Source organism: Comamonas testosteroni (assembly GCF_014076415.1).
Classification (GTDB): domain Bacteria; phylum Pseudomonadota; class Gammaproteobacteria; order Burkholderiales; family Burkholderiaceae_C; genus Comamonas; species Comamonas testosteroni_F.
In genome coordinates this window covers 1,901,824-1,926,547 of the sequence record NZ_CP043568.1, presented here as the reverse complement: position 1 = coordinate 1,926,547, position 24,724 = coordinate 1,901,824, and the positions used below count along the sequence as shown (strand labels likewise).

The following is a 24,724-nucleotide window of genomic DNA, read 5'->3' as shown; positions in this document are numbered from 1 at the left end:
CAACCGCCTCATCTGCTGTACTCATGACCCCATCAACCATGGACATACTGGGACACCCTTGTCCCCGCCTGCTGACTCGCTGCATTTGCCATCTTTTCACTCAGTCCCGCTCGCCCTGTGGGCACACTGGATGTGGCCCGTGCATCGCCGACCACCAGCTTGACAGTTCGCACCGACTCGTGCCCCTTTCCATCGCTGACCTTGATCTGCAGAACAAGCATTGTGCTGAGGTCCTTGGGTGCGTTGATGGTTAGCTGACCGCTATGGCGGTCCAAGCGCACCCATCCGGGCAGCTCCTGCTTACCGGCGAAGCTGAACTGGAGCGACTCGATATCCCACGGGCTCTCTGACGCCAGGAGAACAGGCTTCAGATCCAGAATGCTGGCCCCAGTCGTGACCGAGAACTGCTCAGGTGCCGGATCAAATCCAGAGCGATTGGGTTCTACCGGCGCGAAAAGCGACGCCCACATCCAGTCATTGACGCCTGCAATTGACTGCGGAAGGCCATATTCAGACCAGCTATCTTGACGAGGCATCCCTTTGTCTTGAGATACGGAACTAAGCATCATCGACGCCGAATGCAGAAAATCAGCATTCGGCTCTGGTACCTCGGAAGGTTGAAATGGTGTGAGACCAAGTCCATCAGAGGAACTACTCACAGCAAAGGCAAACGGAGCATGCACGGCAGGAGGTACCAGCGGTTCAACAATGCCGCTGAGTGACGTTACCGAAGATGCATTACCCGCCATGTCCTTTTGCTGAACCCAGAGGCTGAATGCACCGAGACCAGGTACCTTGAGGGAATTCCCGCGGCCTTCAATCCAGGAAACGCCATTGTCCAAGGAGTACTGCCAGCTTCCTCCCGCCTCCAGACCAGAAATGAAGACCAAGCCCGTTGGCGAAACCTGGCGCCCATTCACCAGCGTGGCTTGATCGAGAGTAATTCCTGGCACAACCGGAGCAAGGGTATCGATGGCATAAACATTGGATGCTGTGGTTGCCGTTCCGCTGTTGCCGGCCGTGTCCACATAGCCCGTATTGCTCAGCGTGACCACATTCGTGGTGTCGGTGATTCCGGCGGTCGGCGTCAGCGTCGCCGTCCAGGTCAAGCCGCCGTCGCTGGACATCAGATTGCTCAGGCTGCCATTGGCAACGGTGAAGTCACCAACATCCAGCCCCGTTACCGCTTCGCTGAAGGTAATGATGACCGTGGAGCTCTCGCCCACCGCCAGCGCCGTGTCGTTCACCACAATGGTGGCTGTCGGGCGCTGGGTGTCGATGGCGTAAGCATTGGAGGTGGTGACGTTCGCCCCAGTGTTGCCCGCTGCATCCTGCACGCCGCTGTTGTCCAGCGTGATCAGGTTGCCGGCGCTGGTATTGCCCGCCGTCGGCGTCAAGGTGGCCTTCCAGGTGATGCCGTCGCTGCTGCTGAGGTCGCTCAGCACACCATTGGCCACAGTGAAGTCACCAAGATCCAGCCCCGTCACCGCTTCGCTAAAGGTGATCGTGACCGTGGAGCTCTCACCCACCGTCAGCGCCGTGTCGCTCACCACAATGGTGGCCGTGGGGCGCTGGGTGTCGATTGCGTAGTTGTTCGAATCTGTCGTTCCCGTACCGCTGTTGCCCGCTGCATCCACATAGCCGGTGTTGTCCAGCGTAATCACGTTGGTGGTATCGGTAATGCTGGCCGTCGGCGTCAGGGTCGCCGTCCAGGTAAGACCGCCATCGCTGGACGTCAGATTGCTCAGTGCTCCATGCTCGACGCTAAAGTCGAACAGATCCAGACCGGTTACGGCTTCACTGAATGTGATGGTTACTAACGAGGCCTCGCCCACTGCCAGCGCCGTATCCGCTACCACGATGGTGGCTGTGGGACGCTGGGTATCGATCGCGTAGTTGTTCGAATCTGTCGTTCCCGTACCGCTGTTGCCCGCTGCATCCACATAGCCGGTGTTGTCCAGCGTAATCACGTTGGTGGTATCGGTAATGCTGGCCGTCGGCGTCAGGGTCGCCGTCCAGGTGATGCCGCCATCCGCACTGGAAACCGCCGACAGCGTACCGTTGGCGATGGTCAGATCGGCGTTGGTGAAACCGCTGACCGCTTCGCTGAAGGTGATGATCACCAGCGAGGTCTCGCCGACTTTCAACGCGGTATCCGCCACGACAATGGTCGCCGTTGGGCGCTGGGTATCGATGGCGTAATTGTTCGAATCGGTGGTGCCACTGCCGGCGTTGCCGGCAGCGTCAGTCACCCCGGAATTGTCCAGGGTGATCAGGTTGGTGGCATCGGTGATGTTGCTGGTCGGCGTGAACGTCGCGGTCCAGGTGATGCCGCCGTCGCTGCTGCTGACCGCGCTCAGGGTGCCGTTGGCTACCGTCAGATCGGCGTTGCTGAAACCGCTGACCGCTTCGCTGAAGGTGATGGTCACCAGCGAGGTCTCGCCGACTTTCAGCGCGGTATCCGCCACGACAATGGTCGCCGTTGGGCGCAGCGTATCGATGGCGTAATTGTTCGAAGTGGTGGTGCCACTGCCGGCGTTGCCGGCAGCGTCAGTCACCCCGGAATTGTCCAGGGTGATCAGGTTGGTGGCATCGGTGATGTTGCTGGTCGGCGTGAACGTCGCGGTCCAGGTGATGCCGCCGTCGCTGCTGCTGACCGCGCTCAGGGTGCCGTTGGCTACCGTCAGATCGGCGTTGCTGAAACCGCTGACCGCTTCGCTGAAGGTGATGGTCACCAGCGAGGTCTCGCCGACTTTCAGCGCGGTATCCGCCACGACAATGGTCGCCGTTGGGCGCAGCGTATCGATGGCGTAATTGTTCGAAGTGGTGGTGCCACTGCCGGCGTTGCCGGCAGCGTCAGTCACCCCGGAATTGTCCAGGGTGATCAGGTTGGTGGCATCGGTGATGTTGCTGGTCGGCGTGAACGTCGCGGTCCAGGTGATGCCGCCGTCGCTGCTGCTGACCGCGCTCAGGGTGCCGTTGGCTACCGTCAGATCGGCGTTGCTGAAACCGCTGACCGCTTCGCTGAAGGTGATGGTCACCAGCGAGGTTTCACCGACCGCAAGGCTGGTGTCCTCCACGACAATGGTCGCCGTTGGGCGCAGCGTATCGATGGCGAAGTTGTTGGAGTCGGTGGTGCCAACGCCGCCGTTGCCCGAGGCGTTGGTCACACCGGCGTTGTTCAGAGTGACCAGGTTGCTGGCATCGGTGATGTTGCTGGTCGGCGTGAACGTCGCCGTCCAGGTGATGCCGCCATCCGCACTGGAAACCGCCGACAGCGTACCGTTGGCAATGGTCAGGTCAGCGTTGCTGAAACCGCTGACCGCTTCGCTGAAGGTGATGGTCACCAGCGAGGTATCTCCGGCCTTGAGTGCTGTGTCGGCGACCACGATGGTGGCAGTCGGCACCAGTGTCTGTACCGCATAGTTGGCCGAGTTGGTGGCACCGGTACCGGTGTTGCCAGCCAAGTCGGCAATCCCGGTGTTATTGAGGACGATCAGGTTGGTGGCGTCACTGACACCGATGTTCGGCGTGAAGGTGGCGGTCCAGGTGATGCCGCCGTCGCTCGACGAGACATTGCTCAGAGTGCCGTTGACGACGCTCAGATCGGAGTTGTCGAAACCGGTCACCGCTTCGCTGAACGTGATGGTCACCGTGGCGGCTTCACCGGGGCGCAGATCGGTATCGCTGATGACGATGGTCGCGGTCGGACGCTGACTGTCGATCACGTAGTTGTTCGAATCGGTGCTGCCCGTGCCGGCGTTGCCCGCCACATCGGCCACTCCGGTGTTGTCCAGGGTGATGAGGTTGCTGGTGTCGGTGATGCCTGCTGCCGGGGTGAAGGTGGCCGTCCAGGTGATGTTGTCCGAGGTGGTCAGGCCGGAGAGCGTGCCGTTGGCCACCGTGACGTCGGCCAGGGTGAAACCGGTGACCGCCTCGCTGAAGGTGAACGTCACCGTGGTGATCTGGCCGACACCCAGGGCCGCATCCGCCACCACAATCGTGGCCGTTGGACGCTGATTGTCGATGGCATAGTTGTTGGAGACGGTGGTGCCGCTGCCAGCGTTGCCATGAGCGTTCTGCACACCAGTGTTGTCCAGGGTGATTAGGTTGGTGGCGTCGGTGATGTTGCTGGTCGGGGTGAAGGTCGCCGTCCAGGTGATGCCACCATCCGCACTGGACACCGCCGACAGCGTACCGTTGGCAATGGTCAGGTCGGCGTTGGTGAAGCCGGTCACCGCTTCGCTGAAGGTGATGGTCACCAGCGAGGTTTCGCCGACCTTCAGTGCGCTGTCGCTAACCACGATGGTGGCGGTCGGCAGCACAGTATTGATGACAAAGTTGGCGGAGTTGGTCGTACCAGCGCCGACGTTGCCTGACAGATCGGCAACGCCGGTATTGTCCAGGATGATCAGGTTGGTGGCGTCGTTGATCCCGACGCTCGGCGTGAATGTCGCCGTCCAGGTAATGCCGCCGTCGCTGCTGCTCAGATTGCTCAGATTGCCATTGCTGGCGTTCAGGTCGGCCAGGGTGAAGCCGGTCACCGCTTCGCTGAAGGTGATGGTCACCAGTGAGGTCTCACCGGCGCTCAGGGTCGGATCGGACAGGACGATGGTCGCTGTCGGACGCAGAGTGTCGATGACGTAATTGTTCGAATTGGTGATGCCGCCACCGGCGTTGCCTGACAGGTCGGCGAAGCCGGTGTTGTTCAAGGTGATCAGGTTGGTGGAGGCCGTGATACCGGCCGCAGGGGTGAAGGTGGCCGTCCAGGTGATGCCGCCGTCGCTGCTGCTCAGGGAACTGAGGGAACCGTTGGACACGGTGAAGTCGCCCGTGTCCAGCCCGCTCACCGCTTCGCTGAAAGTGATGGTGACGGTGGTGGTCTGCCCGGCCTTCAGTGCGGTATTGGCGACATCGATGGTGGCCGTCGGCAACTGGGTGTCGATCGTGTAGTTGAGCGAACTGGTGGTACCGCTACCGAGGTTGCCCGCCTCGTCGGTGACGCCGGTGTTGTTCAGGGTAATGGCGTTGGTGCCGCTGGTGAGGTTGCTGGTCGGGGTGAAGGTGGTGGTCCAGGTGAAGCCGCCATCGGCGCTGCTCAGGGCGCCAATGGTGCCGCCGGCCACGGTGAAGTCGCTGGCATCCAGCCCTGTCACCGCTTCGGCGAAGGTGATGGTGACGGTGGCGGTATCTCCGGCCTTCAGGGCGGTATCGCTCAGCGAGATGCTGCTGGCCGTCGGGCGCACGCCGTCCACCACCAGGGCCTTATTGGCCCCCAGGGAACCGGCGGTGCCGGGGGCTGGCAGGGTCAGGATGGCGTCGCGGCTGGAACCATCCTTGATGGTGCCACCGTTGAGGGTCAGGGCCGAGGTGGAGGCGTAGTCGAGGTCGGCGGAGCTGTCGCCGGCCTGGACGGTGTAGCTGAAGGTCAGGGTGGTGGTGCCCGAGCCAGAAACGTAGCTGAGCGTCCGGTCGCTGTCGCCGGTCTCCAGTTGCAGCTTGGGCGTTCCGGTCACATCGACGGTGGTATCGAAGGTGATGGTGACGGTGATGGTGTCGCCGATCTTGTAGGTGCCGTTGGCGGTGCTGGACGACACGTCGTTTACCCGCGGCGCGGTGGGCGCGGTGAGGGTGAAGTCGTTGCCGGTACCCGCGATGTAGCTGGCCGTCAGCGGGGTACTGTTGCCACCGGCCGTCACCACGCTGCCCTCGGACAGACCGCTGAAGGTCCCGGTCACCGCGTCGGCGGCATCGTTGACGATGATGCTGTAGCTGTCGCCGGTGCCTGCGGCGTAGGCATGAGTCACCGCCAGGGTGGCGCCGGTGACGTCAACCGTGCCGTTGACGATTACCTGGTCGTAATGGTTACCGGCCGAGGTGCCGCTGATATCCAGCGCCAGCGTGCTGCCACTGTTCATCACCAGGTTGCCGTTGACGGTCAGGGCGCCGGCCCCGCCATTGCCCGGAGACAGGGTGCCGCCATTCACCACCGTCAGCGTATTGGTCGAGCTGCTGGCGAAGATGCTGCCGCTGCCGCCCAGGGTCGCGCTGCTGGAGACGACCACGCCGGAGGTGGCGGACAGCGCGCCATCCACGATCAGGCTGCCACTGGCCACGTTGGTGGCACCGCTGTAGGTGTTGGTGCCGGTGAGCTTCAGGGTGCCGGTGCCCGACTTGGCAAGCAGGCCTCCACCGCTGATGACACCGCTGAGGGTCGCGGCCGCATCGGCGACGATGCCGCCGGAACCACCGCTCAGGACGATGTTGTTATCGATGGTGCCGGCACCGGTGATACGCAGGTTGCTGTTCTGGAGCGTGACAGTGCCACTGGTCAGGTTGGCATCGGAAGCAACGGCCAGCGCGCCGCCATTGACCAGGATCGCCGCCGAGCTGCCGCTGTTGGTGCCGGACAGCGTCAGGGTGCCACTGCCCGCCTTGCCCAGCGTGCCCGAGCCGCTGATGGCGCCAGAGAAGGTGGTCGAGCTGTTGTTGGAGCCACTGATGAAGGTGTTGGCGCCAAAGGAAACAACACCCGCGCCCGCGAACGAGCCAATTGCCAGCGACGCGGTGTTAGACGTAAGCGTAGCCCCCGAGCTCACCGTCACCGCACTGTCGTTGCCGAGGGCGCCGCCGGAGCCAATGGCCAGCCCGCCGGCGGAGATGCTGGTGGCACCGGTGTAGCTGTTGGCGCCGGTCAGCGTCTGGGTACCGCTGCCGACCTTGGTCAGGCCGGACGCTCCCGAGATCACGCCGGTATAGGTCGCGCTGCCGTTGTCGCCGCCGATGGTCAGCGCGCCATTCAGCACCACGCTGCCCGCGCCTGCCAGGGAGCCGATGGCCTCGGCGCTGGATACCGTCAACGTGGTACCTGAAGACATGGTCACCAAGCTGGAATCGCCAAGCGCCGAGCCGCCGCTCAGGGTCACGCCCCCCGCAGTGATGTTGAGGGCACCGAAGTGGCCACCGCTGGCACCGGCCAGGGTCAGGGTGCTGGCGCCGCTCTTGGTCAGTGCATTGGCGCCGCTGAGGGCGCCACTCAGCGTGGCGTTGGCGGTGGCGCTGATGGTGGAGGCGGAGGCCACCGTGATCGCATTGTCGATGGTGGTCGCGCCGGTGATGGCCAGGGTACCGCCGTTCAGCGTGATGGTGCCGGCGGCCAGGTGGTCGTCGTTGGCGACCGTCAGCGTGCCGGCGGTGATGGTAGTGCCGCCGGTCAGGCCCGCCTCGTTGCCGGCGCTGGACAGTATCAGGGTGCCCGCACCGGTCTTGTTGAGGTTATAGGCTCCGCCGCCCAGCGCGCCACTCAGGGTCAGCGTGGAACCACTGGCGGCGCTGATGTCGCTGTCGCCGGTGAAGGTGATGTTGCCGCTCAGGGTGGAACTACCGCTGAGCAGGTGCAACGCGCCGTAGTCCACGGCGCTCACCGTCTTGCCGGTGCCGCTGACCGTAAAGGCTTCGGCCACCGTCAACCCGCCATTGACGCGCACGCTGGTGCCGGCGGCCACGGTCGTGCCGCCCGCCGTGGAGCCCAGGGCATTGGCGTGGTTGAGGATCAGGGTGCCGGCCACCAGGCTAGTGTCACCGGTGTAGGTGTTGTTGCCGTCGAGCTGCAGGATTGCCTGACCGTTCTTGACCAGCGTGCCGCTGCCGGAAATCACGCCGGACAGGGTGAGCTGGGTCGCCCCGCCACCACCGCCGACGTTGATGGTGCCACCCGATGCGCCGATGGCGATGGCGTTGTCGATGGTGAAACCCGTGGAGTTGTTGGTAAGGGTACCGCCGTTCAGCGTCAGGTTGCCGGAGGACAACTGGTCGTCGTTGCTGATCTGCAGGCTGCCGCCGGTCACGGTGATGCCACCGGACATGTTGGCTTCGTTGCTGGTGCTGCTCAGCACAAGGGTGCCGCTGGCACCAGCCTTGCTCAGCGAGCCGCTACCCGCCAGGGTGCTGGCGATGGTGACGGTGCCGGTGGCGTTGGTGAAGTTCAGCGTGGTGCCACCGCCCAGGGTGATGGTGCTGCCGTTGATGCTCAGGCCGCTGGCCGAGTCGGCATTGATGGTCAGGCTCTCGGCGATCGACAGGTTGCCGGCCAGGCTCATGCCGCTACTGAACGCACTGGTGAAGATCAGTGTCTGGCTGCCGGTACCATCGGCTGCGGCGATGGCCACCGCCTCGCTGAAGCTCACGCCATTGGAACGATCGATGGTGCCGGTGTCGGTGGTGTTGGTGATGTAGATGGTATCGCTGGTGACCGTGGTATTCGCCGTCGCGGTCGAAGAGCCGTCGTTCAGGCTGAAACGGATGGTGGCATCGCCTGCAGGGGTGTCACTGCGGTAGGTGATGTGCCGCACCACGTCGTTGATCAGCGCAGTGGTGGCGCTGGTGCCGCTGCTGGTGAAGGTGATGGTCAGCACGCCGCCGGTACTGGTGAAGGTGGCGAAGGTCTGCCCACCCGACTGCAGGGTGCTGCCGCTGATGGTGAAGTTCGCACCTACAGTGTTGAATCCGAAGATATCCGACGACAGTGCGCCGCCCACGGCCTGCACCGACAGGATGGCGCCCGCCCAGTCGCCGTTGCCGCCATTGAGCGCACCGAACTCGGTGTCGTTGAAGGTGACGTTTGCGCTGCTATCGAGCGTGACCGTATTGCCGGCCCCGGCCCAGGCGACGCTGTCGCCGTTGAGGTTGCCGATGCTGGGTGCGGAGTTGATCGCGATGTCCTTGTTGGCGCCCAGCGAGCCGGCTGATCCGGGCGCAGCCAGGGTCAGGACGGCGTCGTTGCCGGCGGCGTCGCGGATAGTGCCGCCATTGAGCGCCAGGGCGCTGGTGCTGATGTAGTCCAGGTCAGCGGCGGTATCGCCGGCCTGCACGGTGTAGTTAAAGGTCAGGATGCTGGTGCCGGAGCCACTGGCGTAGTTGACCGTACGATCGGTACTGCCGGTTTCCAGGGTCAGCTGTGGCGTGCCGCTCACCGTGACGCTCTCGCCGAAGTTCACCTGCACCGAGATCACATCCCCGGCCTTGTAGGTGCCGTTGCCGATGCTGGAGGTCACCGAGGCGACGGTCGGCGCTGCAGTGTCGATGGAGTAGTTGACGGAGTCGGCAGTGCCGACACCCGCGAGGCCACCGCTGACGGCGTTGACACCGGCCAGGTTGACGGTGATCACGTTGGTGCTGTCGGTGACGCTGGAATTGGGCGTAAACAGACCGGTCCAGGTGAGACCACCATCGCTGGAGGTCAATCCGGTGATAGTGCCGTTGGGTACGGTGAGGTCGGCGGTGGTGAAACCGGTCACCGCCATGTTGAAGGCAAAGGTGACGGTAGAGGTTTCGCCGATTTTCAGCGCTGCGCGGGACATCGCAATGGTTGCGGAGGGAAGGGGCGCAACAGCATCTGCGATCTGGATATTGTTAATGGAATGATTGGAGGCCGATTGATCACCGAGATAGCCGCCCGCGGAAATGTACAAGCGCACTTCAGCAACATAGTCGAACGCACTACCCAGGCTGACGGTCGTAACATCTGATGCTTGTCGGACCTTGTCATATATGACCGTGAATTCCTGGGAGGCTACCTCGGCACCATTCAAATAGCCTTTTACGGTATAGGTGGCGTTTTCAGTCTCGCCCCAGTTGTAATAGGTGAACCCATTGATCTGGAAAGGGCTGCCGTCGCTGGACTTGATCGCCATGCCTTTGGAGCCCGCGTTCAGCTCATTGGTCAGGGCCGTGTACCCAGCCTGCGGACTGGACAGGTAGCTATTGTCAAACCATTTGATTTCACTGCCGGGCTGCGTGTCCCTGGTCCCGTCCGTGTCCTGAATATTGAAAATCTCCAGGGTAATTCCCGGCAAGTCGCTGGAACCACCTTGGCCGTCCCGGGCGACGCCGCCGCTCACATTCGAGTTACTGGTAAAAGTCAGAGTGCCATTAGCCAACAACCCTGCATAGTCGGTGGGCGGGGTTTTCCAGACAATGCTTTGCTCAATGCTCCCCGTGCTGGTTTCCAACACCCAGTCGCCGCCTCGCGCAGCGCTACCGGTTGCATTGCTGGAGGCTGCGATGTCCGCACCAGTCTTTCCTGCCATGTTCAGGATAAAGTTCTGGCCGACGCTGCTCGACCCCACATTGCAGCCATAAAGAAAAATGTCGCCATCGGTGCTCAAGGCGCTACCAATACGAGCCAGAGTCTCACTGCGTGAATCGAGCGTGCTGCTGTCGAGCCAGTCACGGCCCAATTGAATCTTGCCTGCCTCGCCGTGACTGATCAGGTGGACGGCATCAAGGTCGCTGCGGCCGTTCAGATAGTCGGCAATCTGTTGCAAACCATCCTTGCTACTGTCGAGCACCACCACTTCGGTGCCCGGTTTCAGGCCGCTTATCAACTGCTGATAGTCTTGAACCCGATTGTCCACAAACACCACTTCCTGGCGTTGTGGTGCCCCTGAGGAACCCTCGGCCGCTCTCTGTGCTTCTGCAGTCAGTGCATGCCGCAGTGCGCTGGCCGTATCCACCGCGTGCTCCGCCCCCCCGGCACCGCAGCGTCCGTGGCCGCATGTGCCACATCCACCGCTGCTGCACCGTCAAACATAAAGCGCTGCTCCAATGCCAGCGGTCGCACGACGGAGACTGGCTGCAGACGCTGAGGGACATCGGTCTTTACGGCCTGCGCCGTCATGGCCTGTGTCAGACGGTTCCAGAATGGGCGAGATTTGCGGGTCATCAAAGTGTCCTTCCTGTATGAAGGTGGCATGGCGCTTGCCTGCCTTGCAGGTTCAGACCGCCGGCCCCCCCTCTTCCTTGGAGCTGTCGGTCTCTTGCCATCGGACTATAAAAATATGAGCATGCTGCACCTTTTAAATCTAGACTTCAGCACAGAAGTGATCTGAAACCTTTTAATAACATGCGCAATATGCTCTTGTATTTGAATGTCTAGGGCTTGCCGGTCTGGGGCGGTGCCAGCAGCACCTGCCCGCTCATTCCGGCGATCAGCTCGTTGAATTTTCCGTGAATGGCCGCATTGACCTTCACCGACTGGCTCACCGGGTCCACGCGCGCGGCTAGGCGTTGCACCTTGGCTGGATAGGTTTTGCCGGTCTCGTCGATACGCACCTGGAATTCCGATCCTTGATGCAGCCAGCTCAGCCAGCGCGAGGGCACCAGGAACTCCAGCTCCAGCGCGGAGTCGTCCAGAATGTCCAGCAGAGCCTGACCCGGCTGCGCGTATTGCTGCTCACGGATCTTCTGCTCGGCCACACGACCAGCATAGGGCGCGGTGATCTGGCATTTGCTCAGCAGGCTGCGGTTGGCGGCGACTTCAGCCCTGGCCTTGTTCCATTCGGCCTGAGAGACATCCAGTTCCACTTTGCCAACAGAGTTCAGCTCGGCCAGGCGCTGGTTGGCCTTCCAGGTCTTCTCGGTGACATCCACGCCCGCCTGGGCCTTGTTCAGTTGGGCTTGCGGCAGGCTGCAGTCAAACTGCACCAGCAGCTGACCCTGGCGAAATGCGCCCCCCTCAACCACGGGCAGGCGCTGCACCTTGGCACCAATCTCTGCTGCCAGAGTGGTGTAGCGGCGCGGCGAAAGCTGGGCACGGATCTCGCGCTGGTCCAGCACGCTGGGCAAGGGGACCTGAGTCTTGGGAAGGCTCTGGGCTGCCGGGCCAGTCTGGGCCTGAGCGCCCAGAGACAAGCCCAACGCCAAGCCCAGAATCAAAGGAGACGCGCAAGACTTCATTGGAATTGGCCCGCGTCCCAGCTTTGCAGCGATTTACCCACGGCCTGTGTGAGTTCAGGCAAGGGCATGCTGTCGGAGCCTTCGATCACGGGCTCCATGCCCAGGGTGGCTTGCAGGCGAGAGCTGGCGGCCTGCATATTGGATTGGGCCTGATACCGGCGCAGCACGGAAAGAATGGTGGCGGTCTGCTGGGAGACCCGCTCAAGCGCATTGAGCTTGTCGGCCTGCACCTGATTGTTCACATGCTCGGACAGACGCTGATCCACGGAGGCAATGGTCTGTGCTCTTTCGTACTGGCGCACGGCGTTTGCAAATTGCAAACGTGCCACATGCAGCTGTGTCAATACCGCCATCTGGGTAGCCAGGCGACGCTGATCGGCCAGCTGGACACCCGCGTCAGCCAGTTGACGCTGTACAGGCAGGGAAAGCAATCCCAGCAGGTTGAAAGAGATCTGCAGGCCGGCATCCTGCCAGCGGTCGTTGATCAGATAGCTGTCGCTGCTTTTGTTGACACCGTAGTTGAAGGAAAGGCCGGGGAACATGCGCAGCATGACGCGCTTGGTCTCTTCGTTGGCGATACGGGCGTTGTACAGGCTCTCGCGCAGATCCGGGTTCAGCAGCAGGGCCCGGTCTTCCAGCTTGTCCACCGGTTGCTCCAGCCAGCGCCGGGCATTCGAGGCTGAAGGCTCGATCACACGCAAAGGCTGGTTCAGCTCGGCAGGCGACACGCCCATCAGCGAAGCCAGTTCGATGCGCGAGGAGGACAGCTCCTGCTGAATGGCCTCCAGCAGGCGGATGTTCTCCAGCAACTGACGCTGATAACGCAGCGGCTCCATGGGGGAGCGCAGTTTTTCCGCTTCGACCTTGCGCGAGTCTTCCAGGGCCCTGTCTGCATCCTGGCCTGCGGTCTGCAGCGAGGACTCCAGAGCCTGGGCCGCAGCCACACGCCAGTAGGCAATGCGCACATCCTGGATCAGCGTGTGTATGGCCTTGCGGCGACGCTCGGCAGCAATCTGGGCGCGATCCGCGTGCTGGCGTGCAGCGTAATAGCTCTGACCGAAATCCAGCAGGCTCCAGGAGAAGCTCAGCGAAGCCAAGGTCGACTCGCGATCCGACGAGATATAGGGATGGGCCAGGGAAGGCGCGCCCGTGACGGAGTCCGTGCTGCGGCTGATCAGGTCCTTGTCGCGGTAGCGGTAGCCAGCCGAGGCCACCAGCTTGGGCAGCATGTCGAACTTGGCAACATTGGCCGTGCCCTGGGCCACCGCCTCTTCCATACCGCGCAGGCGCTGGGCTGCGTTGTATTTGATGGCTCTCGCAATGGCCTCTTCAAGGCTCACTGGCCCGGTAAGCGCAGCCACGTCCTTGCCAAGACTCTGCCGATCGGCCTGAACCTGTGACTGGATTTCTTCCGTGGAAAGCGCCTGGCCGGTCAGGCTGGCGCAGCCGGTGAGCCAGATGGCCGAGCCTAGCAGGGCCGTGAACCGGACACGGCCACGAAAATTTGTCTCAGGCCGGTGGTGAGCAAGAGCGTTCATATCTGCGAGGGGATGGTGGCAAGGACGGTTTGACAGCAAGACTTAGCGAACGAAATTCATGTTCAAAACTTCAATAGGTATGCAAAAGTCTTAATTGTCAAAAAATGTGACAAACATGTCACCCAGCAAAGATGACAACAGCAATCACTGAAATCAGGTATTTCTTCTGCCGGAAGCGCCATGCAGCCGCACTCATTTCTCGCCCTCAATGGGTGCAGTGAGTCCTTGGTGGTGAATGGTCAAGCAATTCGGCTGCGATGCAGTGTGCAGTTGCCCGAGGCCGCTCCAAAGCCGCTTCCGGTTGGAGACAGCAAGGTACTCCTTCGGGTTTTCTCAGAGCCGACGGCGCAAAGCTTGCTATTGGAGATTTCAGCCCTGATCTATGAATTTCAGATCAACACCGTTCACAAGCGCGCTTGCCACGCATTCCTAGGCATTGGAAGACGCACAACAAGGCCCCAGGCGCACAAGCTGCTCCAGCAAAGCCAGGCAGCTACATCGCCAAGCTTGAGAGATTTGGACGCCCAATGGAAATCGACCGCAACATCATGGGCGTGACGATTGCAGTCGATGGTGCGGAAATGCCTCGTGAGGGGTCCTGAAGACCCTGGCAATCAATCCTGGTCGCTACCTTGCCTCAGGTCGTCAGCGACCGACGCGACAAAGCTGATGCAGAGCATCAATACCATGAGCGCAAAACTGACAAGTAGCCATTTCATAGCGTCCTCGTGCAATTGATATTTGCAAACAGTATGCTCGCATTGATTGATGGCACTAAATAGATGTTTACGCTAGGGCCAGGCACAGACCAAGCACCTGTCAACAGAAGCTCCGTGCCCTCTGCCAAAGAGTCACGAGAAAGCCAAGGCCTGCTCGATGCAGGCGCAGGAAGCGAGCTAAGCCACCTGGCTGCTGGACGAGATCAGTTGCCAGACACTTAAACGATGCGACCGCCCATGCAGCGACACATCCCACAGCACACCGATTAGTGAAGCGAGAACACCGCCGCGGCATCAATCTCAAGTGGCCTGGAAAGCAAATACCCTTGAGCGCAATCCACTCCAAGCCTTTGCAGCATATCCAGCTCTTCCGGCCGTTCAACGCCCTCTGCAATCACCAGACTTCCTATTTCATGCGCGAAGCTGATGAGACCTCTGGCCAGTGCACGCCGTTTCTCATCCGTATCGATAGAGTGAGTAAGACTCATATCAAGCTTGATGATCTCGGGCTCGAGATTGAGGATGTGCCGCATGCTGGAATAGCCTGCACCAGCATCATCAACCGCCAGTTTCGCGCCTCGGCGACGGTAAGGCTCCAACCCAACGACAAGAGCTTTGTAATCCTTGACCGCAGCATGTTCAGTGATCTCCAGGACCAGACGGGAGAGATCACCAATGCCATCAAGTAGTTGATGGAATTTGCTGCTAAGCAGCAATTGTGGCGAGCAGTTGACACTTACGCTGCAGTTGGCAGGCAGCCGCTCCAGCGCTGGCAGCACCTTGGAAACAGCGCACAACTCCAGGTCAATGCCCAAACCGGCCTTGTCTGCCACATCGAACCAATAATCCGGCGCATGCCTGGGCTCGACATCAAAACGCGAAAGGCTCTCAAAGCCGCAGATGGCCTTGTCACGCAGACTGCAGATCGGCTGGAAAACCATCCTCGGATCACCGTGTGCCAACGCGGATTGGACCTCTCCGACCAACCGTGCCTTGACTTGCTCCTCGGCAGCCTGCTCTTCGATACGATCAGCCAGGATCTCTGCAAATGCGCGCAGCAATTGCATGTCGCGCTCCCCTAGCGTTGGATTCGGGAGGTAGCTGAAGCAGCAAAGCGTCCCGTACACATGCCCATCCGTGAGACGGACGGGAACACTCAAATGGGATCCAATTGGAATGGCGTGTGTTGCAGAAATGTGCTGAGTCGCCGGCACACGACTTGTATCCGGAATGCATTCGGGCAGCTCGCCATGAACGACCTTCAGACAGTATCCCTCCTGCATGGGAATGCTCTGGCCTTGATAGAGCGGTCCACCCGAAACACTGTCCAAGTGCCTCAGCACCCGTTCGGCAGCGCCGAAGTGTGAGACAAAGGCGATATCCATTCCCAGGTGCTTGCGAACCGCACGCAGTATTCGATCCACTCCTTCTGCGCACACACCTGATCTCATCAAATGATTGAGATGGCGATTCCCGTCAACCTCCAGATCGTTCATCTGCATGCCCCCTCTTACATACAGTCGACTCACACCGCTTTTGTCAATATTTAATCTGGAAAAGCATGCAATGTGAAGCGATGATCGTCGATATGCAACAAGTGTCTCAGCAGCAGCCGTTGCGAAAATGTCAATCAGTCCTCTAGTTTCGCCATCCACCTGGATTCCAGCTGCTGCTCCAGGAATGTCTCCGCGGTGAGTTTTTCTGTATGACGGCTTCGTGGCATATGTCGCCACCTGCTGTACGCTTTGAAGCCTCCTCGAATCTTCGCTTCACTCAAAAGTAGAGAGTCCACCCCAGGGAGGTCTACGCATGAAGAAATCCAGAGTTAGTGAAGTGCAGATCTGCTATCCACTCTTGCGAATCGGTCTGCATCTGCTGCATGGTCATCAGAACCAATAATTCAAGCATGCGTGCTTAACGCTGGGGTAGTCTTGCCCGTACCAAGGACACGATGCGATTGCACCTCTCCCCATCGAAATTGAAGGCGTCGCTGAGCGCCATATCCAGATCCTGTGAAAGCCCTTCACGAAGCATGCTTCGTGCACGGAAGAAGCGCGTGCGCACCGTGGCCTCTGGAATTTCCAGTATCTGCGACACCTCTTGCGCACTCATCTCTTCGACGCCGCGCAACATGAAAACCCTGCGGAAATCATCGGGCAGCAGGTCAATGCGCGCCTCCATGATTTGACGCAACTCCGAACGCATGACTGTTCGATCGGGGCCGCGGTCCATATCGTCTTGCTGCCAACTGGTATCCACCTGCTGGGTCGATGCCATCGCGGACTCCAGCGGCACGATCTTCAACTGACGACGTCTAGGACGTGTTGAGATTTAACGTGAATTGATCACAGCCGATGCCAGCGTGATGACAGCAGCGAAGCTGCTGTCTGTCTTGTCGCTGCGCATTGCAATGCGCTTGAACTCCTTGAGCTTGCAAAAGAAGTTCTCGATCAAGTGCCGCCACTTGTAGACCTCTATATCAATCTGCAAGGGCGCTCGACGATTGGCCTTTTGTGCAATCACCACTTGGCAACCCTGTGCCAGCAAGTGTTGCTTCAGCCAGTCTGCGTCAAACGCTTTGTCGGCCAGCAATGTCCGCAGGTCTATGCCTTCGAGCAGCTGTTCTACACCTTGAAGATCATGCCGTTGGCCTGGCAGCAACACAAATCGGATCAAGTTTCCAAGGGCATCCGTCAGCGCCAATATCTTGGTGGTCAAACCACCTCGACTGCGACCTATGGCCTGGCTCGCAGACCCCCTTTTGCACCCTGTCCATGCCTGTGCACTCGCACAATCGTTGCATCCACCATCACGTATTCCATGTCCGGTTGATCGCTGACCGCGTCAAACAGCTTTTGAAAGACATCAGCTTTGACCCAGTCGCGAAACCGTTTGAAGACGGTGTTCCACTTGCCAAATTCAGGCGGCAGATCTCGCCAAGGGCTACCTGTACGCGCAACCCAAAGCACTGCTTCCAAGAACAGTCGATTGTTGGAGCCACTGCGTCCTCGATCCCCAATCTTCCCTAAACACAATGGGCTCATACGAGCCCATTGTTCATCTGTCAAAACGTATCGCATCACAGCGCGATTGTGACGCCACCCCGGAAGGTAAAAATCAAATCTCAACAGACCCTAGTCTGTCCAAGTGCTTCGTTGACGACAATGCGTACCAGCCATGTCGACAACCTGGCATCCGCCCTGAAATTTCCCAATGCCTGCCAAGCCTGCAAATAGGCCTGCTGCACGGCATCTTCGGCATCCGTGTCACTTTTCAATATGGCTCGTGCGGTGCGGAACAGCAAGCGATTGTGGCGTCGCATGATGGCCTCGAAAGCCACCTCATCGCCAGCTGCGGCTCTGAAAGCGAGCTCCAGATCCGAAGCATCGGCAACCGCAGGGCTGTGGTTCGAAGGGTGAGTGTGCGACATGTGCGCCTCCTTTGACCATTGGATGGTGTATCCGCATCCAGCGTTCCTGTGTCGATCTGATTCGCGGCCCTGCTGCCAACAAGGGCGGAACGTGGTGACGCTCCGATCCATCCAATGGATGAGTGCTTGCCCTGGACGCCGGATTTTCGGTCTCCCAAAGCAGGCCTCGTCACCTACGAAGGAGTGCATCATGTCGTTTTTGCATATCGCTCATCCACAGGAGGCGCGCCGCCTCTTTCTTGGCCAATCCGGGCTGATGCTTTCAGGCGCCGCTGTTGCGCTACTAGCCGGTCGTGAAGCGCTAGCCGCCAAAACCGGCGATGGAAAAGCCCAGGACACTCAAATCCTGAACACCGCCCTGAGTGCAGAACTGGAGGCCATCGCTGCTTATCAGTTGGGAGCAGAAAGCAAACTGCTGCAACCCTCGGTGCTGGATCTGGCCCTGACCTTCCAGGGCCATCACAAAGCGCATGCCGAACTACTAGCCAGGACGGTTGAAAAGCTGGGCGGCAAGCCGGCAGTCCCCAAGACTGCTTACAACTTCCCAGCAAATCAGCTGAAGTCACAGGAGGATGTGCTGCGCTTTGCGGCACGACTGGAGCAAGGGGCCGTCAGTGCTTATCTGGGAGCCGTTCCCTTGTTCGGCAATCGAGAACTATCCAAGGCTGCGGCCAGCATTCTGGGTGATGAAGCCATGCACTGGGCAATACTGCGCCAGGCAGTGGGCGAAGCACCGGTCCCCACGGCATTCGTATCATGAACACCGAACGGTGGCTGCTGCTTGGCATGCTGTCGTTCGCGGCGACAGTGCATGCTGCACCTGACAAACTTCCCGGCGAGCAGATATACACCCGCTGCGCAGCCTGCCATGCGCTGGCATATGACCGAGTGGGGCCTCATCATTGTGGTCTGTTGGGACGGCGTGCGGGTACGGTTGCCGGCTTTGCTTACTCGGATGCCATGAAGAATTCCGGCTTCATCTGGGACGAAAAAACACTCGACCGCTTCCTGACCCAACCCATGAAGGTACTACCAGGTACAACGATGACATACGCCGGAATCCCTGACACCAAGGAGCGTAGCGACTTGATCGCCTACCTCAAGCAAGCTGACGATTCACAAGAGTGCCATTCACTTCGAGCACTCCCGCATTGAACGCATATACCACTGGCGGCCCGTCGCAATCGGCCTGAAGCAGTGCACCAAGAAATGCTCAGGCTGACAGCTTCAGGCGGTGGAGTCAATCGTCCGATGCAACACCATGCCTCGCCTGCGGCGCGAGGAATCAGTTCAACCGGAATACGCATCAAGGCAAGATGCGGGCGACAGATCACCGGCTGCATTTATTTGGATCGGGCAGTCACAGTCGAAGACATCGCCCACCTGGACACATTGCCGTGCAGCAATCAAGGCGAATGGTCAAAGGCCGGCGACGGCACTCACAGTCCCGCGCCACGACGCCAAACATGAACTGACTGAATCCAGACGGGGTGCCGCATGAGCCGGCTTTTTTTGCTTGCCAAGTCCTGTATCTTTTGCTGCCGCTTTGCAAACTATCGCTGCAGTGCTTGAATTACTGTGCGACAACCTGCACACGACTTAGGTCAACGCCCAGTGACTGAGCCCTTTCAAGCAGTCGTCTGAATTGCGGCTCAGGCATGGTCTTGCTGCGCGAAAGCAACCAGAAATAGTCCAAGCTGTTGCCTATCACCAGGGAAGTCTGGTAGTCGTCATCCAGGCTCACCACGTTGTAGCCTCCGTAGAACGGACCAAAGAAAGAAACCTTGAGCGCAGCCACGCTGGGGTCTCCCTGAAAGCGCGCCCTGCCCCTGGCCTCACGCCATTCCTTCTCCGTTTCGTCAAAACCTCGGTTGACTACCGTCACCGTGCCATCGTCATTGAGGCTGTATTGCGCGGACACCTGCGTTAGTCCGGTTTCGAAGCTGTGGTCGATCCTTGCCAATTCATACCAGGTGCCCACGTAGCGCTTGGCATCAAAGCCGCTCACGGGCTGCAGGCCGTGGGGTACCGAGACAGAGCAACCCAAAAACGCAGCAGCAATTCCTGCAGCAACCGCAGTCAAAGCAGCAGTACGAAGCAAAGCACTTCTCGAAAAATGCATTGTTGTTCATTGAGGTTGAAAACCTCATTCAACCATCCATCACCCTGCCCGTCTTGCAAAGCGGGCTTTCTCATTCCGGGGACCGATATGCCGGACGAGCATTCTCCGGCGCTCTGTTTGCCACGTTTGAGCTGCAACACAGGCCTCAAACCGTTTCAAGGTTGACGCCTTGACGGGAACACAGACCCATCCCCCCAGCAGCAACTATCCGTATCTACCCTAAAAAAACCTCTAGTAGTCGTGATTCCAACGTAATCCAAGCGATCCGTCATTCATCGGGCGAATTCACTGGACTCGTCATCCCGGCAACTGTACCGTCTTCTTTAGGTTCAGAAACTTGATTGAAGGCCGCCTTCCCCATGAGTAAATCCAAAGAGTCCACAGTCCATCGCATCGTGGATGCAAAGCAGTGGGAACTCAATCGCGAAAAAGAGCGCATCACCTATCCTGCCAACCATGCCGGCCCGATTCAAATGGACTGGCGCAAGCGTGAGAACTACTCAGCCACTGACCTGAACTACCGGGGAAGAAGCAAAACCCCATAACGGCAACTCTGTCTCCGCTCTCCCGACGAACCCCGCCACTGTTCACTGAGCGGGGTTCTGCTTTTCGGCGAACACATGGCGACCAGCGTCAGCACCGCTGGCCTGCCAGAAGACTGGGCCTGACTCCACCATCACTTCAACTGACCAATCTGCTGAGCCGCAGCCTGTCCAGAGGAAAGCAGTTTCGCTACTCTGACGGGCAAAGACTTTGGTTAAGCGGCCCGGAAGCTCTCGGATTGAGTACGCAAGCCTTGATCCAAGGGGCGTGAGCGGCGCTTTGGCATCTATACCGGCAAACGCCAGGCGAGCCTGTCGCAACTAGCAGCTCGACAGCGCCCCCGTTTGCCTTGATGGCAGAGTTCGCGGACCTTGCAGGCTCGGACCGGGTGGAATTTTGGGGCCTTCACCCCCGTAGATCGACCTCAAGGCAGAGATGATTTGCCTCATGCGCGTCCAGCAACAAGGTAGAAATCAAAAAGTAAAGCACAGACCACGCATATCCTGTCGTTTGCCGGCTTGCTTTTCCGCCCCATGAAGCCTCGCGACACAAAGACAGCAATCACCAAGGCTGCCGACCCCATCGGGCTTCACTTGGGGCTGGCAGCGGTTCGTGGCCGATACCATGAGGAAAGGCTGATCAGCACCGGACCAGATTACAGCTCTGCATGCATGCTCCAGACCCGACACAAGAATCGATACGGAGCGCTGCCCGGACTTTACCCAAGCAAAGCAAGAGCGCCCGTGTCCACGAACGCTCAAGGAGGGCAAACCGCAATTCCTTGGAGTGATGAATATTCCCACCATGGGAATAAAACAGAAAAGCCGCTACAGCTTTAATAGCTGTAGCGGCTTATGCATTCTGGTGGGTCCTGCGAGATTCGAACTCGCGACCAACGGATTAAAAGTCCGCTGCTCTACCGACTGAGCTAAAGACCCTGCCACACATCAAAAGCAGTAGTTGCCTAATCAGTGGAATGACGTTATTGTAATCTATTTTTCCCGGCTCTTTGCCTAATTCTTGAATTAGTTGGATCAGTTGGGTTTGCGAGCCAATTGATCAAGCACCCAGCCTGCTGCGCACTGACCAAAGGTCGCTGTTACAGCCACGACCGAGCCATAGCCGTGGCAGTTGAGACTGCCATCACCACCTTCGATCGAGCAAGACGCATCAGGTGGTGCCACGGCCTCGCGGCTGAACACACAAGTCACCCCCATGCGCTTGCCATCCCTGGGAGCGCCATGCTGCTTGCGCAGTCGGTAGCGTAGCTGCGATAGAAGCGGATCATGTGTTGTCGCACTGAGGTCGGCAATATCCACCAGATGGGCCATGCGCTTTCCGCCCGCAGCGCCGACGGAGATGAAGCACTGCCGGGTCTTGCGCGCATGTGCCGCCATTTCGGCCTTGGCCTTGATCTGGTCGCAAGCATCTATCACCGCATCGGCATCTGCCGGCAAGAGTTGCTGCCAGTTGTCAGGATCGACAAATTCATCGATGCAATTGACCTCGCAGGCAGGATTGATCTCGGCGATGCGATCACGCATGGCATCGATCTTGGCCTGACCGACAGTGCTGGTCAGTGCGTGGATCTGGCGATTGATATTGGACTCGGCCACATGGTCCATATCGATCAGAGTCAAGCGACTCACGCCGCTGCGCGCCAGAGCCTCGGCCGTCCATGAGCCGACTCCGCCCACACCAACCACCACCACATGGGCCGCACGAATCCGGGCTGCCCCCTGCACGCCGTAAAGGCGCTCCAAGCCGCCAAAGCGGCGCTGCACATCTGCTTCTTCCATAGAAAAAACAGCGCCGGATTGGGGCGCTGTTTCCGCTTGAGGCTGAGAATATCCGGCCATTACTTGAGCGTCGCCAGCTTGGACTTGGCAATCCCTGCGGCTTCCGAGTTCGGATAGGCCTGCAGCAGCTCTTCCAGGGTCTTGCGAGCTGCCTTGGTGTCCTTGAGTTCCACCAGACAGTTGGCGATGGACAGGGCCGCTTCGGGTGCACGAGCATGCATGGGCGCATTGGTCATGACCGAACGGAAATTGGCGATGGCATTCTTGTAGTCGCGCGTGGCGTACTGCGAGTTGCCCAGCCAGAAGCGTACCGACGGTGTATAGCCGCTCTTGGGCCATTGGCGCAGGAAAGCGGCGAAGGCCTGACCGGCCTCCGGGAACTTGCCCGAACGGAACATGCCCAGAGCCTGCTCGAATTCCTGCTGCTCATTGCGGTCGGCAGTGAACTCCACGCCGTCCACGGTCACGCTGACGGGCTCGAACTGGCGCAGCCGCTCGTCAAAGCCCTTGGCCAGATCTTTCTGGCCACGCTGCAACTCCGCGACGTCGCGTGTCAGCTGCTCGTTCTGACCTCGCAGCTTGGCCTGGTCCGACTTGAGCGACTCGATCTGCGACTGCAGATCCAGCAGGCTGCGGCGGGTCTGCTCCTGCGACTGCTGCAGGCTGTCAACGCGCTGGCGCAGTTCGATGATGGCGCGGCGCGCCTCGTCATCACCAAACAGGGCTGCATGGGCGCTGATGGCAGAGCCGGCCAGCAGGCCGGCCACCACCAAGCGAGGCAGCGTTGCGTGACGGAGAGTCAACAAGGCCTGCTTCATCATTAACGGTAGTTGATTTCAACGCGACGGTTTTGGGCGTAGGCGTCTTCGCTATGACCTTCAGCAGCGGGCTTTTCCTTGCCGTAGCTCACCGCTTCAACCTGAGCGTCGTTCACGCCCAGCAGGCCCAGAGAGCGGCGCACGGCTTCAGCGCGCTTTTGACCCAGGGCCAGGTTGTATTCACGGCCGCCACGCTCGTCGGTATGGCCTTCCAGCTGCACCTTGGCAGCGGGGTTGGCCTTGATGAACTTGGCATGGGCTTCGATCTGGGGCTGTGCATCAGCCTTGACAGAGTAGCTGTCAAAGTCGAAGTAGACGATGCGGCTGACGCCCTGAGGGCCGGCCTTGGAAGCGGCGGAACCTGTCAGGTCCACGCCCGACACGCCACTCTGGCCCTGGCCGCTGGTGCCAGCACCCTGGCTGGACAGCGAACCGTCAACGGGCTTGTCGTCCAGCTTGACGCCAGAGCTGCAACCTGCGACCAGTGCGGTCACAGCCAAAGCCAGGGAAAGACGTTTGATAGTCAACATGAGATTTCTCCGAACAGTCCACAACGGACTTCATCACTAGAAAGAAAGAGGGAAAGCAAACTTCAGATCAGTGTTTTTGGAACGGGCCCCAGTCGGGCTCACGTATGTCTCCACTTGCACCTGCCAGACGCGCCTTGATCTTGCCGTCCAGCGTAGTGGTCATGAGCGCTTCACGGCCTCCCTGAATGGTGGCGTAAACAATCAGACGGCTATTGGGCGCAAAACTCGGGCTTTCATCCGCCGTGGTGTCCGTGACGGAGTTCACTGTGCCTGTTGCCAGATCCATGACCTGGAGCTTGAAGCCACCGCCCACGCGGGAGACATAGGCCAGCCATTTGCCGTCGGGGCTGATGGCGGGCGAGATGTTGTAGGTGCCGCTGAAGGTCACTCGTTCGGCACTGCCGCCCGAGGACGAGACCTTGTAAACCTGAGGTGCACCGCCACGATCGCTGACGAAGTAAATGGTGCGGCCGTCGCTGGAGAAGCAGGGCTCGGTATCGATGCCGCTGCTTTGCATGAGACGGCGGGGCTCACCGCCCTGGGCGCTGAGCAGATAGAGCTGCGAGCCACCGTCGCGGCTAAGCGTCACGGCCAGACGGCTGCCGTCGGGCGACCAGGCGGGAGCGCTGTTGGAGCCGCGGAAGTTGGCCAGCAGACGACGATGGCCGCTGGCCACATCGTGCACGTAGACCACGGGCTTGCGTGACTCGAAGGACACATAGGCCAGTTGCGTGCCGTTGGGCGCCCAGGCCGGGGAAATGATGGGCTCGGGGCTGGACAGCGCAGATTGGGCATTCTCGCCGTCCGCATCGGCAATCCACAGGCGGTAATGAGCGCCGGCCTTGGTCACATAGGCAATGCGGGTGGAGAAAATGCCTTTCTCGCCCGTGAGCTTTTCATAGATGTAGTCGGCAATGCGGTGGGCCACCAGGCGCAGATCGCCGGTGGTGACTGCGAAGCCCTGGCCTCCCAGGTCCTGGCCTTTGACCACATCCCAAAGGCGGAAGCGCACATCCCAGCGGCCATCGGCCAGACGCGTGATGCTGCCGGTCGCCAGCGAATCGGCCCCCTTCTGGCGCCACTGGGCCACATCGGGGCGCGAGGTTTCGTCAAGCGCCAGGCCTGAGGCATCCACGCCGCGGAACTGTCCGCTGCGCTCCAGGTCGGCCTGGATGATGGCGGAAATCTTCTGTGGGGCCGAGCCTTCTCCCTTGAACTGGGCAATTGCGATCGGCAACTGTGTCAGGCCCACGCCTGTTACCTCAACCCTGAACTGGGCCAGTGCCGGAAGGGCCGGCGTGGCGGCTAGCGTTGCCAGCATGGCTCTACGGGAAGCGCGCGGCCCTGCCGCCCAGGTTGTCAGGGATGGAAGTCGGTCAATAGTCATTGGCAGCCATCAAAATTTCCGGAATTGCCCGGTACAAACACAAGCGCGAATGTTACACACACTGACGGATTCCTGATGTAAGAACGTGCTCAGTAGGGTGAT

Annotated in this window: 14 protein-coding genes, 1 tRNA gene and 2 pseudogenes; 3 read left to right on the top strand and 14 right to left on the bottom strand. The window is 60.0% G+C overall.

The window, feature by feature from the left end; translation table 11 throughout:
• Nucleotides 1-32: 32 nt before the first annotated feature.
• The 8 genes and pseudogenes from F0P97_RS08690 to F0P97_RS27460 all read right to left on the bottom strand — a co-directional run.
• Entirely contained in the window at nucleotides 33-10,415 is a 10,383-nt protein-coding gene (locus F0P97_RS08690; protein WP_232538247.1) for an Ig-like domain-containing protein, read from the bottom strand.
• Between the two features lie 65 nt (nucleotides 10,416-10,480).
• Nucleotides 10,481-10,723, bottom strand: a complete 243-nt coding sequence (locus F0P97_RS08685; RefSeq protein WP_182286439.1) for a hypothetical protein — start codon at nucleotides 10,721-10,723, stop codon at nucleotides 10,481-10,483.
• Between the two features lie 209 nt (nucleotides 10,724-10,932).
• A complete protein-coding gene (locus F0P97_RS08680) occupies nucleotides 10,933-11,736 on the bottom strand; it encodes an efflux RND transporter periplasmic adaptor subunit (protein WP_182286438.1) in 804 nt (267 codons plus the stop codon).
• Complete coding sequence (locus tag F0P97_RS08675; protein ID WP_232538164.1) at nucleotides 11,733-13,274, bottom strand: TolC family protein; 1,542 nt, start codon at nucleotides 13,272-13,274, stop codon at nucleotides 11,733-11,735. Before F0P97_RS08675 ends, F0P97_RS08680 begins: the two co-directional genes overlap by 4 nt.
• 985 nt (nucleotides 13,275-14,259) lie before the next feature.
• Nucleotides 14,260-15,495, bottom strand: a complete 1,236-nt coding sequence (locus F0P97_RS08670; RefSeq protein ID WP_182286437.1) for an EAL domain-containing protein — start codon at nucleotides 15,493-15,495, stop codon at nucleotides 14,260-14,262.
• 412 nt (nucleotides 15,496-15,907) lie between these two features.
• Nucleotides 15,908-16,270, bottom strand: a complete 363-nt coding sequence (locus F0P97_RS08665) for a sigma-70 family RNA polymerase sigma factor (protein ID WP_232538163.1) — start codon at nucleotides 16,268-16,270, stop codon at nucleotides 15,908-15,910.
• Nucleotides 16,271-16,324: 54 nt separating this feature from the next.
• A pseudogene (locus F0P97_RS08660) lies at nucleotides 16,325-17,037 on the bottom strand (IS5 family transposase).
• Between the two features lie 89 nt (nucleotides 17,038-17,126).
• Nucleotides 17,127-17,615: pseudogene (locus F0P97_RS27460) on the bottom strand (sigma factor); the annotation flags it as partial.
• Between F0P97_RS27460 and F0P97_RS08650 the strand changes: the two are divergent.
• Nucleotides 17,614-18,183, top strand: coding sequence for a ferritin-like domain-containing protein (locus F0P97_RS08650; RefSeq protein WP_182287145.1), 570 nt, complete (start codon nucleotides 17,614-17,616; stop codon nucleotides 18,181-18,183). The pseudogene F0P97_RS27460 and the gene F0P97_RS08650 sit on opposite strands and share 2 nt — an antisense overlap.
• Nucleotides 18,180-18,578, top strand: a complete 399-nt coding sequence (locus F0P97_RS08645) for a c-type cytochrome (RefSeq protein WP_182286436.1) — start codon at nucleotides 18,180-18,182, stop codon at nucleotides 18,576-18,578. Before F0P97_RS08650 ends, F0P97_RS08645 begins: the two co-directional genes overlap by 4 nt.
• A gap of 418 nt (nucleotides 18,579-18,996) precedes the next feature.
• Here F0P97_RS08645 and F0P97_RS08640 read toward each other — a convergent pair whose 3' ends face one another.
• Nucleotides 18,997-19,440, bottom strand: coding sequence for a lipocalin family protein (locus F0P97_RS08640; protein ID WP_371878541.1), 444 nt, complete (start codon nucleotides 19,438-19,440; stop codon nucleotides 18,997-18,999).
• A gap of 464 nt (nucleotides 19,441-19,904) precedes the next feature.
• Between F0P97_RS08640 and F0P97_RS08635 the strand changes: the two genes are divergently transcribed.
• Entirely contained in the window at nucleotides 19,905-20,090 is a 186-nt protein-coding gene (locus F0P97_RS08635) for a hypothetical protein (protein ID WP_003070780.1), read from the top strand.
• 860 nt (nucleotides 20,091-20,950) lie between these two features.
• Here F0P97_RS08635 and F0P97_RS08630 read toward each other — a convergent pair.
• From F0P97_RS08630 to tolB, 5 genes are all read right to left on the bottom strand, one after another.
• A tRNA-Lys gene (locus tag F0P97_RS08630) sits at nucleotides 20,951-21,026 on the bottom strand.
• A gap of 96 nt (nucleotides 21,027-21,122) precedes the next feature.
• Nucleotides 21,123-21,947: a tRNA threonylcarbamoyladenosine dehydratase gene (locus F0P97_RS08625; protein ID WP_182286434.1), complete on the bottom strand. Its 825-nt coding sequence runs from the start codon at nucleotides 21,945-21,947 to the stop codon at nucleotides 21,123-21,125.
• Nucleotides 21,947-22,708, bottom strand: a complete 762-nt coding sequence (ybgF, locus tag F0P97_RS08620) for a tol-pal system protein YbgF (protein WP_182286433.1) — start codon at nucleotides 22,706-22,708, stop codon at nucleotides 21,947-21,949. Before ybgF ends, F0P97_RS08625 begins: the two co-directional genes overlap by 1 nt.
• Nucleotides 22,708-23,235 carry a peptidoglycan-associated lipoprotein Pal gene (pal, locus tag F0P97_RS08615; protein WP_003061517.1) on the bottom strand — a complete coding sequence of 176 codons (528 nt, stop codon included), beginning with the start codon at nucleotides 23,233-23,235 and terminating at the stop codon, nucleotides 22,708-22,710. The genes ybgF and pal overlap by 1 nt, the downstream gene beginning before the upstream one ends.
• 67 nt (nucleotides 23,236-23,302) lie before the next feature.
• Nucleotides 23,303-24,622, bottom strand: a complete 1,320-nt coding sequence (gene tolB / locus F0P97_RS08610; RefSeq protein WP_182286432.1) for a Tol-Pal system beta propeller repeat protein TolB — start codon at nucleotides 24,620-24,622, stop codon at nucleotides 23,303-23,305.
• Nucleotides 24,623-24,724 lie beyond the last annotated feature (102 nt).

Coding starts and splice junctions, on each gene's coding strand:
- F0P97_RS08685 (WP_182286439.1), bottom strand. CDS start 10,723: ATGACCCGCAAATCTCGCCCATTCTGGAACCGTCTGACACAGGCCATG.
- F0P97_RS08680 (WP_182286438.1), bottom strand. CDS start 11,736: ATGAAGTCTTGCGCGTCTCCTTTGATTCTGGGCTTGGCGTTGGGCTTG.
- F0P97_RS08675 (WP_232538164.1), bottom strand. CDS start 13,274: ATGAACGCTCTTGCTCACCACCGGCCTGAGACAAATTTTCGTGGCCGT.
- F0P97_RS08670 (WP_182286437.1), bottom strand. CDS start 15,495: ATGCAGATGAACGATCTGGAGGTTGACGGGAATCGCCATCTCAATCAT.
- F0P97_RS08665 (WP_232538163.1), bottom strand. CDS start 16,270: ATGGCATCGACCCAGCAGGTGGATACCAGTTGGCAGCAAGACGATATG.
- F0P97_RS08650 (WP_182287145.1), top strand. CDS start 17,614: ATGTCGTTTTTGCATATCGCTCATCCACAGGAGGCGCGCCGCCTCTTT.
- F0P97_RS08645 (WP_182286436.1), top strand. CDS start 18,180: ATGAACACCGAACGGTGGCTGCTGCTTGGCATGCTGTCGTTCGCGGCG.
- F0P97_RS08635 (WP_003070780.1), top strand. CDS start 19,905: ATGAGTAAATCCAAAGAGTCCACAGTCCATCGCATCGTGGATGCAAAG.
- F0P97_RS08625 (WP_182286434.1), bottom strand. CDS start 21,947: ATGGCCGGATATTCTCAGCCTCAAGCGGAAACAGCGCCCCAATCCGGC.
- ybgF (WP_182286433.1), bottom strand. CDS start 22,708: ATGATGAAGCAGGCCTTGTTGACTCTCCGTCACGCAACGCTGCCTCGC.
- pal (WP_003061517.1), bottom strand. CDS start 23,235: ATGTTGACTATCAAACGTCTTTCCCTGGCTTTGGCTGTGACCGCACTG.
- tolB (WP_182286432.1), bottom strand. CDS start 24,622: ATGACTATTGACCGACTTCCATCCCTGACAACCTGGGCGGCAGGGCCG.